This window comes from Virgibacillus sp. 7505 (genome assembly GCF_002272135.1).
Lineage (GTDB): Bacteria > Bacillota > Bacilli > Bacillales > Amphibacillaceae > Terribacillus.
The window spans coordinates 96,545-113,517 of the sequence record NZ_NPBF01000028.1 but is presented as its reverse complement, the minus strand read 5'-3'; the positions used below and the strand labels follow the sequence as shown (position 1 = coordinate 113,517).

19 protein-coding genes are annotated in these 16,973 nt (G+C 44.2%); 4 read left to right on the top strand and 15 right to left on the bottom strand.

Features of this window, described 5'->3' with window-relative positions:
- Nucleotides 1-54: 54 nt before the first annotated feature.
- Nucleotides 55-912: a dimethylarginine dimethylaminohydrolase family protein gene (locus CHH91_RS13400; protein ID WP_095223965.1), complete on the bottom strand. Its 858-nt coding sequence runs from the start codon at nucleotides 910-912 to the stop codon at nucleotides 55-57.
- 126 nt (nucleotides 913-1,038) lie between these two features.
- On the opposite strand from CHH91_RS13400, the gene CHH91_RS13395 reads away from it, so the two are divergent.
- Nucleotides 1,039-1,464, top strand: a complete 426-nt coding sequence (locus tag CHH91_RS13395; protein WP_483372403.1) for a pyridoxamine 5'-phosphate oxidase family protein — start codon at nucleotides 1,039-1,041, stop codon at nucleotides 1,462-1,464.
- Nucleotides 1,465-1,478: 14 nt separating this feature from the next.
- Here the strand turns inward: CHH91_RS13395 and CHH91_RS13390 are convergent, their stop codons facing one another.
- The 7 genes from CHH91_RS13390 to CHH91_RS13360 all read right to left on the bottom strand — a co-directional run bounded on the left by CHH91_RS13390 (nucleotide 1,479) and on the right by CHH91_RS13360 (nucleotide 5,707).
- Nucleotides 1,479-2,240 (bottom strand): STAS domain-containing protein, encoded by a 762-nt coding sequence (locus CHH91_RS13390; RefSeq protein ID WP_095223963.1) that lies wholly within the window; start codon nucleotides 2,238-2,240, stop codon nucleotides 1,479-1,481.
- Complete coding sequence (locus CHH91_RS13385) at nucleotides 2,227-2,874, bottom strand: cobalamin B12-binding domain-containing protein (RefSeq protein ID WP_095223962.1); 648 nt, start codon at nucleotides 2,872-2,874, stop codon at nucleotides 2,227-2,229. Before CHH91_RS13385 ends, CHH91_RS13390 begins: the two co-directional genes overlap by 14 nt.
- A gap of 27 nt (nucleotides 2,875-2,901) precedes the next feature.
- On the bottom strand, nucleotides 2,902-3,264 hold the full coding sequence (locus CHH91_RS13380) for a hypothetical protein (RefSeq protein WP_095223961.1): 363 nt from the start codon (nucleotides 3,262-3,264) through the stop codon (nucleotides 2,902-2,904).
- Complete coding sequence (locus tag CHH91_RS13375) at nucleotides 3,261-3,566, bottom strand: antibiotic biosynthesis monooxygenase family protein (RefSeq protein WP_095223960.1); 306 nt, start codon at nucleotides 3,564-3,566, stop codon at nucleotides 3,261-3,263. The genes CHH91_RS13380 and CHH91_RS13375 overlap by 4 nt, the downstream gene beginning before the upstream one ends.
- Nucleotides 3,567-3,692: 126 nt before the next feature.
- Complete coding sequence (locus CHH91_RS13370; protein WP_411260427.1) at nucleotides 3,693-4,868, bottom strand: MFS transporter; 1,176 nt, start codon at nucleotides 4,866-4,868, stop codon at nucleotides 3,693-3,695.
- Nucleotides 4,869-4,949: 81 nt separating this feature from the next.
- A complete protein-coding gene (locus CHH91_RS13365) occupies nucleotides 4,950-5,354 on the bottom strand; it encodes a MarR family winged helix-turn-helix transcriptional regulator (RefSeq protein ID WP_095223958.1) in 405 nt (134 codons plus the stop codon).
- 119 nt (nucleotides 5,355-5,473) lie between these two features.
- On the bottom strand, nucleotides 5,474-5,707 hold the full coding sequence (locus CHH91_RS13360; RefSeq protein WP_286160781.1) for a hypothetical protein: 234 nt from the start codon (nucleotides 5,705-5,707) through the stop codon (nucleotides 5,474-5,476).
- A gap of 110 nt (nucleotides 5,708-5,817) precedes the next feature.
- On the opposite strand from CHH91_RS13360, the gene CHH91_RS13355 reads away from it, so the two are divergent.
- A complete protein-coding gene (locus CHH91_RS13355; protein ID WP_095223957.1) occupies nucleotides 5,818-6,315 on the top strand; it encodes a GNAT family N-acetyltransferase in 498 nt (165 codons plus the stop codon).
- 174 nt (nucleotides 6,316-6,489) lie between these two features.
- On the opposite strand, the gene treR is transcribed toward CHH91_RS13355, so the two are convergent.
- The 3 genes from treR to treP are packed head-to-tail and all read right to left on the bottom strand — an operon-like array spanning nucleotide 6,490 to nucleotide 10,319.
- Complete coding sequence (gene treR, locus CHH91_RS13350; RefSeq protein WP_095223956.1) at nucleotides 6,490-7,203, bottom strand: trehalose operon repressor; 714 nt, start codon at nucleotides 7,201-7,203, stop codon at nucleotides 6,490-6,492.
- Nucleotides 7,204-7,216: 13 nt separating this feature from the next.
- Nucleotides 7,217-8,890, bottom strand: coding sequence for an alpha,alpha-phosphotrehalase (gene treC / locus CHH91_RS13345; RefSeq protein ID WP_095223955.1), 1,674 nt, complete (start codon nucleotides 8,888-8,890; stop codon nucleotides 7,217-7,219).
- A gap of 19 nt (nucleotides 8,891-8,909) precedes the next feature.
- Entirely contained in the window at nucleotides 8,910-10,319 is a 1,410-nt protein-coding gene (gene treP / locus CHH91_RS13340) for a PTS system trehalose-specific EIIBC component (RefSeq protein WP_095223954.1), read from the bottom strand.
- Between the two features lie 209 nt (nucleotides 10,320-10,528).
- Here treP and coaA point away from each other — a divergent pair, with 209 nt between their 5' ends.
- Complete coding sequence (gene coaA / locus CHH91_RS13335; protein WP_095223953.1) at nucleotides 10,529-11,452, top strand: type I pantothenate kinase; 924 nt, start codon at nucleotides 10,529-10,531, stop codon at nucleotides 11,450-11,452.
- A 23-nt stretch (nucleotides 11,453-11,475) separates the two neighbouring features.
- Nucleotides 11,476-12,342, top strand: coding sequence for a MurR/RpiR family transcriptional regulator (locus CHH91_RS13330; RefSeq protein WP_095223952.1), 867 nt, complete (start codon nucleotides 11,476-11,478; stop codon nucleotides 12,340-12,342).
- Between the two features lie 9 nt (nucleotides 12,343-12,351).
- On the opposite strand, the gene CHH91_RS13325 is transcribed toward CHH91_RS13330, so the two are convergent.
- From CHH91_RS13325 to CHH91_RS13310, 4 genes are read right to left on the bottom strand one after another with little or no spacing between them, the layout of a single operon-like run.
- Nucleotides 12,352-12,996, bottom strand: coding sequence for a lysozyme family protein (locus CHH91_RS13325; RefSeq protein ID WP_176465791.1), 645 nt, complete (start codon nucleotides 12,994-12,996; stop codon nucleotides 12,352-12,354).
- On the bottom strand, nucleotides 12,980-15,589 hold the full coding sequence (locus tag CHH91_RS13320; protein ID WP_095223950.1) for a YfhO family protein: 2,610 nt from the start codon (nucleotides 15,587-15,589) through the stop codon (nucleotides 12,980-12,982). Before CHH91_RS13320 ends, CHH91_RS13325 begins: the two co-directional genes overlap by 17 nt.
- Nucleotides 15,579-15,983, bottom strand: coding sequence for a GtrA family protein (locus CHH91_RS13315; protein WP_095223949.1), 405 nt, complete (start codon nucleotides 15,981-15,983; stop codon nucleotides 15,579-15,581). The genes CHH91_RS13320 and CHH91_RS13315 overlap by 11 nt, the downstream gene beginning before the upstream one ends.
- Entirely contained in the window at nucleotides 15,961-16,923 is a 963-nt protein-coding gene (locus CHH91_RS13310) for a glycosyltransferase family 2 protein (RefSeq protein WP_095223948.1), read from the bottom strand. The genes CHH91_RS13315 and CHH91_RS13310 overlap by 23 nt, the downstream gene beginning before the upstream one ends.
- Nucleotides 16,924-16,973: the final 50 nt, after the last annotated feature.

Here is a 16,973-nt window from a genome sequence, read left to right as displayed (position 1 = left end):
ATCCGCTCATACCAGCCAAGCCTTAGGATATATATTTCTTTCTTTTTTATACGTTCATTGGCGCTGCAGCGGGAGGGAACAGCATCGGAAAGAACCGCCGGATTTGATGATTTCCGAGAAGTTTACTTCGATTACTGTCACTCCTTCCTCACGCAATGCCTCATTGACCCGCTTATTTGAAGGCAGGCTTAATAGCTTATCAGGTGCAAAGGAAAGGATATTCGTACCCATATAGAATTGTTCTTCTTCCGAAATTTCGATTGTGTTGTACAGTTTACGGAAACGTTCTAGATCGTCCCGTTCAAAAGCATCTGGGTAAAGAATTGCCAGGTCTTCCCGGACCAAATTGAAGACACAATCCAAATGAAGGATATCCTCACGGATCCTTACTGGGATCACTTCATATTCCGGCAGCTGCTGCTGTACTTGCTGTACGGCTTTCTCATCTGTCCGTTTACTGAGGCCAATCCATACACGCTGACGGTCAACAACGACATCACCGCCTTCAATTGTTCCCTCATCTACCATCTTGTATGTAAGTCCTTGTTTTTCCAGCCATTCCCGAAGTATTTTTGTTTCCCCTTTGCGTATTTCATCACCCATATTTGCAGTAAATAACGTATCGCCTATACAAAAACCGATATCCCGGGTATATACTTGTTCATTAAATTGCTCATGAGCCGGCAGTGACATCACATCCACTCCGTGATCCCTTAAAGCTTTTACAAAGTCAGTATGCTGTTTCATAGCTAGATCTTGATCGATATTATGATTCAGATAATGCTTTTGTGTTTCGTTAATGACTTTGCGTATTTCCATATATGCCGGCGGACAGACAACAACATGCTTTAACTCGCCAAATTCTGACTGGCACTTTGTTTGTGGTTTTTTCTCTTCCTGCATCTTAGTCATACGATTCCCTCCATTAGTTGGCTTTTAGACGAGTCTTTCTTCCACTCCATATACACTTCCCTTTTTTCGGGTTTAATAAGCTGCCAAAAAAGGGATACTACCTTTAGAAATCAGAAGGAGGAGATCATGATGGAACAAGCAGAAGTCAGAAAACATGTGGAACAGATCCTGGAAAATCAAAAGATCGGCACACTTGCTACCGTTCAAGGTGGTAAGCCTTATACTCGCTATATGGCCTTCTTCAACGAAGGATATACATTATATTGCGCAACAAGCGGCAGTTCACACAAGGTGGACGATATTGAAAACAATCATAACGTCCATATCCTGCTAGGATATAACGGCGACGGCGTCGGAGATGAGTATGTTGAAATCGAGGCTGAAGCAAAAGTCAGTGAATCTTCGGAGCTGAAACAGCAGCTTTGGAAGGATAGCTTCAGCGCTTGGCTTGACGGACCAGATGATCCAGATTATGTTGTACTCGAAATCAAACCAGACAAGATATATTTGAAAAATGTGAACAAGAGCGACGTTTATACAGTCGACCTATAAGAAAAAAAGCAGAACTACTTTTGGTTCTGCTTTTTTATATATTTGGCTATCGCCTGTTTTAAGCTAGCCATAGAAACCGCCTGCAGCGTCCCTTTTGACTTAAGTCCACTGACCTGTGTCGGAGATAGTCCGACGATTACTGTTTTTGTCCCCATCAGCTGGATAGTTTCGAATAGTTGACCAAGCTGCCTTTTTCCATCGTCCGTTATATTTCCCACTGCATGGAAGTCGAAGAATACTTGCTCGTAATCCCCTTCCTCAATACGATACAAAATATTTTCCTCAATCACCTGCAGATTATCAGCTTGAAGATCTCCGAACAACGGGACAAGCCCCGCTTCTGCATAAAGAGGGATGAATGGACCGCTCAATTTATGAATTCGAGCTATCGCATCCTCCAGCTCTTCCTTCTTTCCAAGCAGTTCAAAATCTGTTTCTGACAGTCTGCTTCGGAGCTTTATCAGCTGATCTGAGAGAGTGTCTACCTCTTTTGTTTTTTCCACACATAGTATATGCACTTTATTGCCTTCCCATTGCACAGAAATGCCGAACACCGCGAGAGGGTCGCGTTTCGTTTTCATATTAAGTTCTATTTTCATTTCCGAAAAATGAGGCTGTATATACTGGCTTACTTTCTGCCTATTCTCTTCATCGACCAACGTAATGAAATTATCGCCAATTAAAAAGATATCGCTGGCAGGACGGGAATAATCCAGTATGGTAAGCTCCTCATCAAGCAGAAAATACGGAAGGGGAAGGAATTTACCGGACACCATCTGCCGAGGCCTCCGTTTTTACCTCAAGCCATGCAGCAATCTGTTCGAGATCGTAGATGATGCTTGTCTGTCTACCGCAATAAGCTCTTAAATCATGCATAGCGACAACTCTTCCCCCAACCAGAATTCGAGGTACCCAGGATAATTGCTCAAATGCAGCTATATATTCTTTTAAGGCAGTGATTCGATAAGGAATGGCCGCCGACAAACCGACTACATCGGGCTGCCATTGCTCTGCACTTTTCAATGCATGAGATAATGGAAGATTCGGTCCCATATGCCTGACCTGCCAATGGTTTTCCTCAAATAGAGCTGCAACCATCTTTGAACCGATAACATGCTGTTCATCCTCCAAACAAAGAAACATCGCTTTTTTACCTGATTGTCTGTTTCGCCTTTTGAATGGATAGATATACTGTGCCAACGCAAAATCACAGACGCTCGTCGCCAAATGCTCATCTGCTACAGTGATCTCATTACGCAGCCATTTCTCCCCTATTTCATACATCGCCGGTGTAATGATTTCCTTGTACACATGTATACTTGGTCTTGTATCCTCTGCTAAAACTGTGTACGCCTGCCGCTCATCGCCCGCAAGCAACGCAGCAGCAAAACGCTGCCATGCTTCTGTCATCACGTATCACCCTCAGTTGTCTTCGTCCTAGTTTTTTTCTGCAAGCAATGCCTCGATTCCTTCCTCCAGACATACTTTGAAAAAGAGGTATTTCCCTTGGTCCATGTACTCTTCCAGGAGCGGAATGAGCCGTTCATAATTATCAATGATGATTCTTTCATTCATACCACGGGCGGACAGCAGTTCATACAGCCACATGGTGTAGCCCACAAACAGTTTCGAGTCATCTGAATCATAAGCTGTCTGCAGGTAATCAAGATGGTGCTGATTATCCTCCCGTGTCCGCTTCTTTCCGTTTTCCCCGTATCGTTCATATAAAGAAGGATAAGCGTTGAAGATTTCTTCCACGATTTTATCAAGTATTGCATCTTTTCCTGACTGCTGGTTCATTTGGCCACCACCTCGTACATCTTAACGATTGGCCGAATAGCCGCGAGCTCTTGATCCGGATACTTTTTCTCCAGATCATGAATTCGTTTAAAATCCTCCCCGCTCACCCAGTTTACATAGCTCTGCTTGTCCTCCCAGGTGATTTCAACCGTCAGCTCCCCAGGCTTCTTTTGATTATGCAGCAGCTGGAACTGTAGGAACCCTGGTGCTTGATCCACCAATTTCGATCGATTTCGATAAATAGCAATTACTTCTTCTGCCTTTTCTGCTGGAACATCAAAAATCGAATGGACGATATACATGGAATCCCCCCAATTGCTATAGACTCGAATACTATCAGCGTATCATAATCCGAAATACAGTTATAGCATTTACCTTTGTCTTCCCATACAAAAAAAGGCCATGGTCAAATGACCATGGCCTTTCTCTTAACTCAAACGATCCATTGCACCTCTTCTAGCAGTGAATAACAGCAATCCGACGAGCACCGCCGCTGCCGCGACATAGTATGGAGCTCCAATCGAAATATGCTCTGACACTTTTCCCGCGAGCCATGGTGAAATCGAACCACCGGTGAAACGCAGGAAACTATATGCAGCTGATGCTGTAGAACGCTCAACCGGCGAGACTTCCATAACAGCTGTTGTCATGACCGTATTGTTAATACCAAGTAATAAACCCATTAATGCAATCATCACTATCAGGAATACCGGCCAATCTGCGCCAATCCCCATCAAAGCCAATGTAATGATGATACCCACCATTACCAAACTTAGTGATCTTTTCGTACCTAGCTTCGTTTCGAAAGAAGGTGCTATAAAGATCGACCCAATTGCCAGCATGACTCCCCAAACAAAGAAGACGAATCCGATACCGAATTCACCGAGATTCAAGACAAAAGGTGAATATGTCAGCAACGTAAAGAAACCGAAGTTATAAAATAAAGCTGTCAACCCTATCGTCAAAAGTCCCGGATGACGCAATGCCTGGAATGGTGCTGAAAGCGGAATTTTCTTCGCTGGTTTTGGTACATCTGTCAGCAATATCCACACCGCCAGCAATCCGATCAGCATCAATACCGCCACACCAAAGAAAGGTGCACGCCAATGGATGGATCCAAGAAGTCCGCCCAGAAGCGGTCCGACTGACATCCCTAATCCAAGAGCTGCTTCATAAAGCATGATGGCTACTGCAGAACCACCGCTGGCAACACTGACGATTACGGCAAGTGCTGTGGAGATAAATAATGCATTACCTAACCCCCAGCCCGCACGAAGGCCGACCAATTCATCCACACTGCCGGCTAATCCTCCTAAAGTGGAGAATAATATAATGATGACCAACCCGATGAGCAGTGTCATTTTCGGACCGATCCGACTGGATAACCAGCCTGTGATCAGCATCATGATTCCGGTAACGAGCAAATAACTCGTGAATAATAATTCTACTTGACTCGGCGTTGCATCCATCTGTGCAGCGATTGATGGAAGAATCGGATCGACAAGACCAATCCCCATAAATGCAACGACACATGCAAAAGCAACCGCCCATGCCGCCTTCGGTTGCTTGAATATCCGTTTTATACTATGTGCGTCTTCCTTGATTTCATTTTCCGCTTGTTCGATTTCGTGTCCATCGGGTATCGTTTCATTTCGAATGTCCGACATACACTCATCCCCTTTCTTTTAATCAGCGAGCATCTTACGGCTGAGCCGGATGAACTCGTTTTTCTCTTCTTCTGTTAGTTTACCGAGGAAAGAACTGAATGCTTTGTCCCTTGCTCCAGAAAAACTCTCATAGAAGTCAGATCCCTTTTGCGTAATTGCAAGCATGACAACCCGGCGATCCTTTTCTGAGTGGATTCGCTCCAAGTAGCCTTCCTTGATCATGCGGTTACCTAAGTTCGTTGCCCCACTAAAGCTGATACCTACTTCCTCAGCCAAATCAGACATACGCATCGGCCCGCTATTTTTTAACAGCCTCAACAAGACAAGCTGCGGTCCGGAAATCTGAAAATCCCATTCCTTACGCAACGCTTTATTGACATTACGTACTAATTCGATAAAATCAATCATATCTCTGCTTTCCACTTACAGACCCCCAATTACTGCTTTCTACTAGTATTAGTATACATTATTATTTCATACATGTGAAATAAATTTTATCAAAAAAAAGTTCAGCCGCTATATGCAGCAGCCGAAATTTCTTATTACCCTCTTTTTTTCAATGTCTTCTCCGTCTGTTCATTCACTGCCTGCCTAATATGATACAGCTCCGCGTACATACCTGCCGCAAATGCTCCAATGATGCTGAGCAATACACTTAGAATCATAGCCATAAAGTTTAAATCAAAGCCGAGCATAGCGACTATACCAATGATGAAGCCAATCACTAAGCCGATAGCAGCGAATTGCAGCAATTTACCGAATGTTACTGAATACATAATCCACATCCTCTCATCTGCCATTTCACCTGCTTACCTAGTACCCCAAACTCATCCAGACTATTCTTCTATCTAACCGTTTAGTATAATTAGTCAAAAACCATGGGGGAATGGACATGCAATACCGCATCGCAGAACTTCACGATCTTCCTGCAATTGTTTCCATTTATAATTCCACGATTGCCGGCAGAATGGTCACCGCAGACTTGGAAGAGATATCGGTGGAAAGCAGACTGGATTGGTTCCAGCATCATACAGAACAGCGACCGCTTTGGGTCGTGGAGGAAGACGGAATCGTCCTGGGCTGGATCAGCTTGGAGCCGTTTTATGGCCGCGCAGCTTATCACAAAACGGTGGAAGTCAGCATCTATATTCATCAGGATGCCAGAGGAAAAGGATTAGGAAAAGATATGCTCCAGTTCGTTCTAGACCAGTCCGAAGCATTGGATTTCAAGACCGTTCTAGGTTTCGTTTTTGGACATAATGAACCGAGCATTAAACTCTTTGAGCGTTTCGGATTTGAGCGCTGGGCTGTTATGCCGAACGTAGCAGAATTGGATGGCATCGAGCGGGATTTAGTTATTTTAGGCAAGCGGATTCGCCCTTAAATGATATCCACATGTGGATAAAATGCATTGCACCAGCATTCGTCAAATTTTTCTGTGCATAACTTACGTTACACACAAATTATGTGAACAAACAGAATTTTCCTGTGTACAAGCTTCTCTTTACCCACAATAAAATGTGCATAGCCTCTAAGCTATGCACATTTTATTTATTTCTCATTTTGTTCTTCGAGCAAAATCGACAAAACGAAACTTGTCCGGTCGATGCTTCGACTCGGTATATTGGAATAAAGTTGTATCTTCAAGATAAACTGCACTGCGCACTACGACAAGCTGTTGATAACTTCCTAAATCCATTATTGCTTTATCTTCCGCTTGAGCTTCTTCAACGACAACTTCTTTCTTTGCATAACTAATGGATAACCCTAGATCCTGTTCCAGATAATCATAGATTGAATCAGCTGCTATTTCTTCTGTCAAACCAGGAGCAATTTCCTTCAACAGTAAATCTTTATCATAGATGACCCCTTCGCCATCCAGCTTACGCAAACGATGAAGCTCCCATACTGGCGCACCTTTCTCACATTGCAGCAGCTGTTGGGTAATGCCACTCGCTTCCTTACTAGAAAGTGACGATACATATGTCTCCACCTTCTGCGACATCGAGCGGGCCAGCTCCTTGAAGCTCGTCAATCCGCTGACCGGCAAAGGCAGCTTATCCTGTTCAAGCACGACCGAGCCTTTTCCTTGCAGCTTTTGGATGTACCCATTTTGGGACAGCAATTGCAAGGCTTTGCGTACCGTTTCCCTGGATGTCGCAAATCTCTCCGTCAGTTCGTTTTCAGAAGGCAGCAGCTGTCCTGCCTTGATTTTCTCTGTTTGGATTTCTCTTGCTAACAAATCATAGATTGTTTGAAATTTCTTCTCCATCCCTATCAGGCCTTTACGCTTTACTATGGTAAATGACCGCTTCGTACGGGCGAAGCCGTATCTTTCTGTAATCTGACGGACTATCAGCATAATTGGAAAGCAGGATTTCTGCTTTTGCCATGTGTTCTTTCGGGTAGGAAAATTCTGCTGTCTCTCCAAAGAAATTCGCTACGACAAGCAATTTTTCACTATTCCACTTCCGTTCATAACAGAAGACACGTTCATCATCCATACATATCGGTTCATAGTCTCCATGGGTTATGATAGCATATTCCTTCCGCAATCTAATCAGCTTTTGATAATGATAGAAAATCGAATCATCATCCCGCAGCGCTTTTTCAACATTGATATCTGTATAATTCGATGCCACTGCAAGCCACGGATTTCCATCAGTAAAGCCAGCATTTTTTTCTTGGTTCCACTGCATCGGAGTACGAGAATTGTCCCGGGAGCGGCGCTGGATGATTCTCAAGGCTAGTTCACTGTCCATACCATCCTCTTTGAGAGCTTGAAATGCATTATGAGTTTCTACATCATTATAATCTTCGATGTTAGAAAACTTCGGGTCGGTCATTCCAATCTCCTCTCCTTGATAAATATAAGGAGTTCCTTGCATCATGTGCAGAACGGTTGCCAGCATCTTTGCTGATTCTTTCCAGTATTCACCGTCATCTCCGAACCTGCTGACAATACGCGGCTGATCATGATTGCACCAGAAGAGGGCATTCCAGCCACCTACCTCATGCATACCAATTTGCCAGTCAGATAAAATCTGCTTCAGCTTTATGAACTCCAGCTTACCATCTGTCCACTTCATTCCGTTATCGTAATCCACCTTCAGATGATGGAAATTGAATGTCATACTCAACTCTTCGGCATCTGGTTTTGTATACTGCTGGCAAGCAGCCAAGCTAGTAGACGACATCTCGCCAACTGTTACTAGACTATGAGGGGTGAAAACTTCCTGGTTCATTTCATGCATGAATTCGTGGATTCGAGGTCCGTCTGTGTAGTACTCCTTCCCAAATTGACCATCTGGGGCATCATGATCATAGGGCAGGCTCTGGACTTTTGAAACAAGATTGATAACATCCAGACGGAATCCATCAAGACCCTTCTCTGCCCAGAAATTCATCATCTTGAACAAATCTTTCCGCACCTTTTCATTCTCCCAGTTAAGATCCGCCTGCGTCTTGTCGAAAAGATGTAAATAATACTGATTCGTATGTTCCTCTAAACTCCATGCATTACCTCCAAACTTGGATACCCAGTTATTCGGTTCTGCACCATCGTGCGGATCTCGCCAAATGTAATAATCACGGTAAGGATTATCCTTTGAAGATTTCGCCTGGCGGAACCATTCGTGATCTGTTGAGGTGTGATTGATGACGATATCCATCATCAGCTTCATATCACGCTCATGCAATTCCCCTATTAATCTTTCCACATCTTCCATCGTACCGTAAGCAGGTTCAATCTTGTAATAATCACTGATATCATACCCATTATCACGCTGCGGCGATCGGTAGATTGGCGTCAGCCACACCATATCAATACCGAGCTCCTTCAAATAATCGAGCTTTTCGATTATTCCCTGCAAATCCCCCATTCCACTGCCTGTCGTATCATGAAAGCTTTTCGGGTAAATTTGATATACAGTACTTCTCTTCCACCATGGTTCGCGCATTATAATCTCCTTTCCTTCATTACACATTCTTTTTTCTTTTAGCTACTAGATACGTTGTGACGAACGGCACCACAATGACTATTCCCATACCGATTGCAAAGGCTCCCCAGCTCCCCGGCAGTATAGAAAAGATACCCGGTACACCGCCGATTCCTACTGAACTTGCCTCTACACCTCTCCAGGCAATGAATGTACCAGCGACAGCCGAAGCTCCAAGAGCAAGGAAGAATGGATAACGGAATCGCAGATTCACACCGAACACTGCTGGTTCTGTTACGCCGAGCCAAGCACTGATCCAGGATGTCAGTGATAACCCTCTCAGCTTCTCATCCTTCGTTGCCAGCATCACACCAAGCGTTGCAGAACCTTGGGATATATTCGACAATGCCAGTATCGGCCATAAGAAGGTTGCTCCTGTATTAGCAATCAACTGTAGATCCAACGCAAGGAATGTATGGTGCAGCCCGGTGACGACCAAAGCTCCATAAAGGGCACCGTACAGTAAACCGCCAACTGGAGCGACTGTATCGAATACAGCTACGAAGCCATCTGTAATGGCATTTCCAACGATGAACATAATTGGTCCGATTACGATGAAGCTTACAATACCAGTAAGCAGCAGTGCTACAGGAGCGACAACGAGCAGCTGAAAACTATCTGGAACTTTACGACGAAGAAATATTTCTATTTTAGCTAAGACCCATGCTGCGAAAAGTACCGGCAGCACTTGCCCTTGATATCCGATACGCTGGATCTCCAGTCCGAACAAATTCCACACTGGCGCATTTCCTTCAAGGGCAGCGCTAGCATAATCAGTCGGATTCAATAGGGAAGGATGAATCAATGCCAATCCGAGCACCATTCCAAGCAGCGGACTGCCTCCGAATTTCTTGACTGCCGACCAGCCTATCAGTGCCGGCAGGAAGGCAAAGGCCGTGTTAGCGATTACATAAATCATATCAGCAATACCCGCCCATTGCGGATAAACCTCAATGATTGATGCATTGTCGAAGAAGATTCCTGGATTATTTAAGATGTTATGAATACCTAGCAATAAACCCGCAGTTACGATAGCCGGCAAAATGGGAATGAAAATGTCGCCAAGCGTTTTTAATGCTCTTTGCAGCGGATTACCCTTCTTACTTACCGTTTCCTTCACTTCATCCTTTGTAGATTCCCCGACTTCGGCAACTTGAATGAACTCTTTATATACTTTATCCACCGTACCTTGACCGATAACAACCTGATACTGGTTATTCGCTGAAAAAGAACCCTTTACAACATCAATGTTCTGCAGTGCATCTTTATCTACTTTACTCTCATCGGCCAACGCCAGCCGTAGCCGCGTGACGCAATGTGTTGCAGCTTGGATATTCTCTTTTCCTCCAAGTGCTGCCAGTATTTCTTCTGCCTGTTGTCTTAGATCCACTTCTGCCACCTCACCTAGTTTTGTAATGTAAGCGAATACAACATTAGCATAACTTGTATATACAAGTTATGCAAGAAATACCTACTCTTCTATACCCCAAGATTCAGCTCTGGATTATTAAATTTTGTCGTAGTAAAATGGAAAAGTATTTGTAAACGTTTTTACTTTGCACTATTTCTCAAATCCGCAGACAGAAGTTGAGGGTAATCATGCATACATACAAACCTTATTATCATTTTCCCCGGGAGGCGTGGGCTGCTCTTTCGGAAACGAAGACACCGCCCCTGACTCAAACAGAGCTTGAGGAAATCCGGGGAATAAATACGAGGATTTCTTTGCCAGAGGTAGAAACTGCTTATATGCCGCTGACACAGCTTGTCTCTTACTATCTGGAGTCAGCAGAAATGCTTCACGCTAAAGCAGGTAACTTCCTCGGTACGAACGAGAAGAAAGTTCCTTTCATCATTGGTATCGCCGGAAGTGTGGCGGTTGGAAAAAGTACCATCGCCCGATTGCTTCAATTACTGCTTTCCCGTGCACTGCCTGATAAAAAAACGGAGCTTGTAACGACTGATGGATTTTTGTATCCGAATGCTGTCCTTAAAGAAAAGCAGATGATGCAGCGAAAAGGATTTCCGGAAAGCTACGATATAAAGGCATTGATCGATTTTATGGGACAGGTGAAATCTGGCAGCACAAATATTATGGGACCGCAATACTCCCATCTCACCTACGATGTACTGCCTGAACAGGCAGAGTTAGTATCCGATCCGGACATTCTGATTGTTGAGGGTGTGAATGTACTGCAAGTGAAGAAGGAATATCAATTCTTTGTCAGCGACTTCTTCGATTTCTCAATCTATATCGATGCTGATGAATCAAACATTGAAAAATGGTACAAAGAACGTTTCCTCATGCTGCGCGCGACAGCCTTCCAGGATCCTAAATCCTACTTCCGCCATTACGCAGAAGTATCCCTTGAAGAAGCATTGGAATCAGCGGATAAAATCTGGGAGGAAATCAACGCTAAGAACTTACATGAAAACATACTGCCAACGAAAGGCCGTTCCGACCTTATCCTCCGTAAAGGAAACAATCACGAGGTCGAAGACGTATATTTGCGTAAACTCTGAAAGTGAAAGGGGTCTTTTCCGTCATGCCGGATATATACCATCGTATTTCCAGTCAGCGGGAGCAGATGTCGAAGTCCCAGAAGAAAATTGCCAATTTCATTATCGAACATCCAAATCAGGCACCTTTCCTCAATGTAGAGGGACTGGCTAATGCAGCAGGTGTGAGTGATGCAACGATCGTCCGTTTTGCTGCTTTCATGGGTTACCGTGGGTTTCCGGAGATGCAGCTTGCCTTGCAGAATGCTATGCAGGAGCAGCTGAATGCAACAGAACGGTTCAAGCATCCTTCAGAAGAAGCTCAGTCAGAGGACCAAGATTTATATGCCATCTTCCTGCGTGATCAAGCGAACATCCAGGAAACGATGGAGGCAATCGATATGCATGCCTTCCATGCGGCAGCTGATACAGTCATCAACTCTAGACGGATTTTCATTTTAGCGAATCGCAGTGCAGTCAGTGTAGCCGATCTATTGCATTATCATCTTTCATTCATCTTTGAGAATGTAGAAATCGTCGAACCATCTGACAGGGCAATAGACCAGATCTCCACGATACGGGAAGATGACGCACTAATTGCTTTGAGCTTCGTACGTTATTCCAATCACACGCTGCGATTGTTCCAAATGGCAAAGGACCGTGGTGCAAAAGCAATCGCCATTACAGATGGACTGTCATCACCATTGCTTACAGCAGCGGATTATTCATTCATGGCTTCTAGTAAATCTCCGTCGCTGACACATTCCTTGACTGCTCCGATCAGCCTGATTCATGCATTCATCGCTTTGATCGGAAAAGAAAAGGCTGCGGACGTAAAAAAACGCCTCCGAACAATCGAGGAGGCGTGGCGTGATTTCAATGTGTTTTCTAATTTCAAACCCCCATCTGCTTAAGCATGGGGGTTATTTTTCTTTATAAGCCGCTTCAGCAGCCGGCAAGTAGCCATAGACTGCATCCACATAATGAATATCTCCGTAGCATGCATCCAGCTCTTCGGACTCAGGCCTTATACAGCGGTAGTCTTCCGGATTATCAACCTTCTTATATTGCTGCTGAGCGAATTGAACTGCCAAGTCCTCACTGAACTCGCCACCGTTTTCTTCAACAAAACCAATAAAGCCCCTTCCGAAGTTATAAGCCTGGATAGCGACAGCTTCCTCTCCATCCGCTTCTTCCAGCATACGGAGAAAATGGGCAACACCGTAGGAAACTGACTCTTCTGGGTCCTTGATGCAGCCAACCTCACCGCATCTGCTTTCTGAAGACTGCATCGGATCATCTCCTCTGCCGCCGGATTCCTGCATCATAACCGAGAGAACGAGCGGCGCCAGAGACTCCTGATCCGATTTAGCCAACTCCTGTTCTACCGTATCCCGATAAGCTAGCACATCTTCAGACAGCACTCTGCCTTCCTGCTGCTCTTTGTCGTCATTCTCTACCAAAACAGAGATAATGAACAGCAGAAAGAAGAGACCCAATCCGAATAAAAATACTGTTCCAAGTGCTGTAGAAAGAGATTGCTGCTTTCTTTTACGCTTCTTTTTCACCTTTCTCACCCGCCATATGACGTTTTCGCAAGAGAATTCCCCATACTAGAGAAACGAGCAGACTTCCGATACATAGAACGACCAGTATATTCCAATAAGGCGGCCGATAAGTGAAAACAATGTGGTTCTCTCCGTTCTGCAGCTGTACGCCAAGGAACGCATAATCTGCTTTCAAAAGCTCCCGGCTTTCACCGTTGACTGTTACCTGCCAGCCTTTCTCATAAGGTACAGGTATTTTTAGATAGCTGTCTTCCTGCAAATTATCATAGTCTACTGTTACCTGATTATGGCTTATGGAAAATGGAATATCCTCTGCTTCGGCAACGGCAGAATCAAGCATATGATAGTCTTCATGCTGCAAACGGAAGTCTTCCATCGTATAGCTTCCCTCTGGCAAGCGTATCCGGATAGTATCGGTCGCTTTAACTCGAATTGTCAATTCGTCGACCTTCGTACGATAAATTGACTGCTGCGATTTTCTGTTAGTTTCAAACTCATTGACGGTCAAGTCGTATAATGGTGCGCTGGCATCGTTATTCTTCAGATAGAAACTAACGTAATAATCACCTGTCTGCGGCAAATCATCACCCAGCTTCAGATCCAGGCCGCCCTCTGTTTGATCTACTTGTAGCTGACCATCCTGATAGGTTCCTCCTGCTGCTTCCACTGACACCTTATCCATCAGATCCGGGAGTGATTCGGCCTCTTCAGTCGACCTGCCGTCAGAAAGAATAATACCATCAAGCATTGCATGCTCCCGTTCAAGCGGTGTATGACTTTCCATTTCCTTCTCATCAAACGCAGCTGCAGTAACTCTTGCAAATGGCAGTAAGTTATCATTCCGGTAAACAATATAATTACTGCTCTCCATGTACGGTCTAAAACCATATGGTGCAGCTATTTTCTCTTCTTTATCGAACATTATATATTTTCCATTCAGCATACTGTACAAATTCGCTCTGTTTCCAAAGCCCGAATAACGGCTGACGCTTTCCCGTTTCATATCGATATTCAAATCATGATAATAGAAAAACAGCAGCTCCTTATTCAAAATGCTCGAATAAATACTGATACCTGGAAAACCTAGGAGCATATTTGTGTTATTATCATTTGTCTTCCATTCGAGTCTTGCAAAGCTCTCGTCTGACGAAAGTACATCATCTATCAGTCCTCGCTGTTCATTACTTGCATATTTATCACTTGTCAGTAGCTGCTGCGTGGAATTCTCTACATTCCCAGCCTCAGAGAGCTGCTTCTCCTGATGGGCATTGATCAGCGGTATATACGTTGCAAAAACAACCGCCAGACAGATACCTAACATCCATGCTTTCCTTTTTAGAATATAGAAAAGGAATGCCAGCAGCACAAGCGCTACTCCGGTCCAAACATACTTCGCCCAGTCATCCGCCAAATCCAGCGTCATATCGTGGTGCAAATAAAGACTATATAACAGAACTGTAAGTCCTATAGCAACCAGCAGCTGCCATTTCCTCACCTTGTGTAATTGTGTAAGGCCCACAGCTATAGTCCCTGCAACAACGAACATGGATAAATACTCAAAACGGTATTGCGGAGCTGAAAAACCATTGAAAATACTCGCTATACGAGGACTTCCCTGGAAGAAAATGAACAAGATGCTCAGCAGTGCAAACAACCGGAACAGCTTGTTCTTATAAAAGCCTCCTACACAAATTAAGAAGACAAACAATACCGGCAGAAGTAACGTTCTGCTTGTGAATAAGATGTTATCATCGTTCCCATAAAAAGGTATCGGGTCTTCGAATGCCGGACGGTAATTATTCAAAAAGGCATAGACAGATGGGATGAATGAAATGGAACCGATCCCGAACCCAAGCAATACGGACGGTATGAAAAAGAGCAGCTGGGATTTGATAGGCAGCTCATCTTCTGATAGCTTGATGAACCAGCGCGCTATCGCATAAATCCCTATAAAAATAAAGCTTATGTATGAAAAATAGAAATTATCGAAAACGGAGATTGCCACTGCAGCAATGAACCAGTAAGGTTTTCGTTCCCGGATAATTTTCTCCACTCCTAGTACAAGGAGTGGCAGCCACAAAAAGGCATTCGCGAAGAATTCCCAATACACGACGTGCCTGAAATAGATGGCACTGCCGGCATAGAAGCACCCTCCGATAAAAGCAGGTACAAGCGGTATACGTAAGTACCGAAAAACACCCACTGCCAGCAAGAGTGCTGCTGTAAGCCTAATGATACTAACTGGCAGGATCGCTTTCGCCCACGTGATGACATCCGGGCTTCCGATCACATTGGCAATGTCCAGCAGCTTTATCACAAGCAATGTGAACAGATAAACGATGCTGGTCGAGAAATAATAAGCCAGCTGACTGTAAATTCCGCCGCCAAGTCCAAAGGAGAATGAATAGAAGAAATTCCCCTGTGTATATTGATCATACAAATGTTGCTTAAAGGGCAGCATTTGTGCCATTCCATCATTTGGTCCCAGCATGAAACGGCCATCCATGTATTCTCGGATGAAATGCATATGTACTAAAATAGCAAATGTGAGTGCCGCTAAAACAAGCAGCACCACTTTCCAACTACGCTTCATTTGTTACATCCCCACGCCCATTCTTCATGATTTTACTTGTGATGACAAACGTGATCGGTACAGTGAAGAAAACAGCTGCAATCGGCGCCACTGTACCGCTCCAGCCGAAGCCTTCGACGAATATGTACACTAAAACAGAAGATACGGCTATATTGACAGCCTGCGTCAGCGGGAACTGGAAAAACTTCCGCCACGTTGGCCGTACACCGTACGTGAAATAACTGTTCAAGAAAAACGAAAAAATCATGCTGATGATGATCCCGATCCAGTGAGATACGAGATAATAAATATCTGCAAGCTGATAGAAGAGCAGATATACCAGGTAATAGCAGATGGTGTTCAGTACACCGACGATAATAAAACGGGTAAATTCAAGCTTCCATATTTTTTTCATAATGTTTCCTTACCTCGATATTCGTATCTTTCACCAGGTAATGTGGTCTTCGTTTTGTTTCGTTGTAAATACGGCCGATATATTCTCCGATTACGCCCAAACTGACTAACTGCACTCCGCCCAGGAACAGGATGGCAGTGATCAAAGTGAAATAACCCGGTGTAACCACTCCTCGGACTAGCACTTCCACAAATGTATAAAGGATATACGCCAGCGATAGGAATAACACTACGAAACCAGCATACAAGCAGGCACGCAATGGCTTTGTATTGAAAGATACGATACCATCTATACCATAGTCAAACAGTTTTCCAAAAGACCATTTGGATTCCCCGTTTTGACGGCAGACGTTATCATAATAGACTGTCTTCTGCTCAAATCCGATCCAAGAAAATAATCCTTTTGAAAATCGATTGCCCTCGCTCAGGATTAATAGGGCGTCGATAGCCCGGCGGCTGAGTAAACGGAAATCCCCAACACCATTCTGGATACGGACATCGATGAACCGATTGATGATCTTATAGTACATTGTCGAAAGCACTTTGCGTGGAAGGCTTTCCCCTTTTCTGTTTCTTCTTGCGATGACTTGATCGTATCCCTCTTCGAATCCTTCCAGCAGTTCATGCAAAAGCGCGACTGGATGCTGTAAATCCGCATCTATGACGACTGCACAATCTCCTTTGGCGTGTTGGAAGCCGGCCAGTATTGCTGCCTCTTTCCCGAAATTCCTCGTGAAAGACACATACTGCACGTTGTAGTGCATATGCGCTAATTCTTTCAGTTCCAATAGCGTAGTGTCAGAACTGCCATCATCCACATAAATCACTTCATAGTCATAAGGTGAGTATTGTAATTCTTTGGCAAGTTCTTCATAGAAGAGCTTTACGTTTTCCGCTTCATTAAACGAAGGCACAATTACGGATAGTAATTTCCCAGCCATTCTTTTCCCTCCATTTGGTGTGAACCATTCTATATGTATTGTTAAAATTG

Coding starts and splice junctions, on each gene's coding strand:
- CHH91_RS13400 (WP_095223965.1), bottom strand. CDS start 912: ATGACTAAGATGCAGGAAGAGAAAAAACCACAAACAAAGTGCCAGTCA.
- CHH91_RS13395 (WP_483372403.1), top strand. CDS start 1,039: ATGATGGAACAAGCAGAAGTCAGAAAACATGTGGAACAGATCCTGGAA.
- CHH91_RS13390 (WP_095223963.1), bottom strand. CDS start 2,240: ATGGTGTCCGGTAAATTCCTTCCCCTTCCGTATTTTCTGCTTGATGAG.
- CHH91_RS13385 (WP_095223962.1), bottom strand. CDS start 2,874: ATGACAGAAGCATGGCAGCGTTTTGCTGCTGCGTTGCTTGCGGGCGAT.
- CHH91_RS13380 (WP_095223961.1), bottom strand. CDS start 3,264: ATGAACCAGCAGTCAGGAAAAGATGCAATACTTGATAAAATCGTGGAA.
- CHH91_RS13375 (WP_095223960.1), bottom strand. CDS start 3,566: ATGTATATCGTCCATTCGATTTTTGATGTTCCAGCAGAAAAGGCAGAA.
- CHH91_RS13360 (WP_286160781.1), bottom strand. CDS start 5,707: ATGTATTCAGTAACATTCGGTAAATTGCTGCAATTCGCTGCTATCGGC.
- CHH91_RS13355 (WP_095223957.1), top strand. CDS start 5,818: ATGGACATGCAATACCGCATCGCAGAACTTCACGATCTTCCTGCAATT.
- treR (WP_095223956.1), bottom strand. CDS start 7,203: ATGGAGAAGAAATTTCAAACAATCTATGATTTGTTAGCAAGAGAAATC.
- treC (WP_095223955.1), bottom strand. CDS start 8,890: ATGCGCGAACCATGGTGGAAGAGAAGTACTGTATATCAAATTTACCCG.
- coaA (WP_095223953.1), top strand. CDS start 10,529: ATGCATACATACAAACCTTATTATCATTTTCCCCGGGAGGCGTGGGCT.
- CHH91_RS13330 (WP_095223952.1), top strand. CDS start 11,476: ATGCCGGATATATACCATCGTATTTCCAGTCAGCGGGAGCAGATGTCG.
- CHH91_RS13320 (WP_095223950.1), bottom strand. CDS start 15,589: ATGAAGCGTAGTTGGAAAGTGGTGCTGCTTGTTTTAGCGGCACTCACA.
- CHH91_RS13315 (WP_095223949.1), bottom strand. CDS start 15,983: ATGAAAAAAATATGGAAGCTTGAATTTACCCGTTTTATTATCGTCGGT.
- CHH91_RS13310 (WP_095223948.1), bottom strand. CDS start 16,923: ATGGCTGGGAAATTACTATCCGTAATTGTGCCTTCGTTTAATGAAGCG.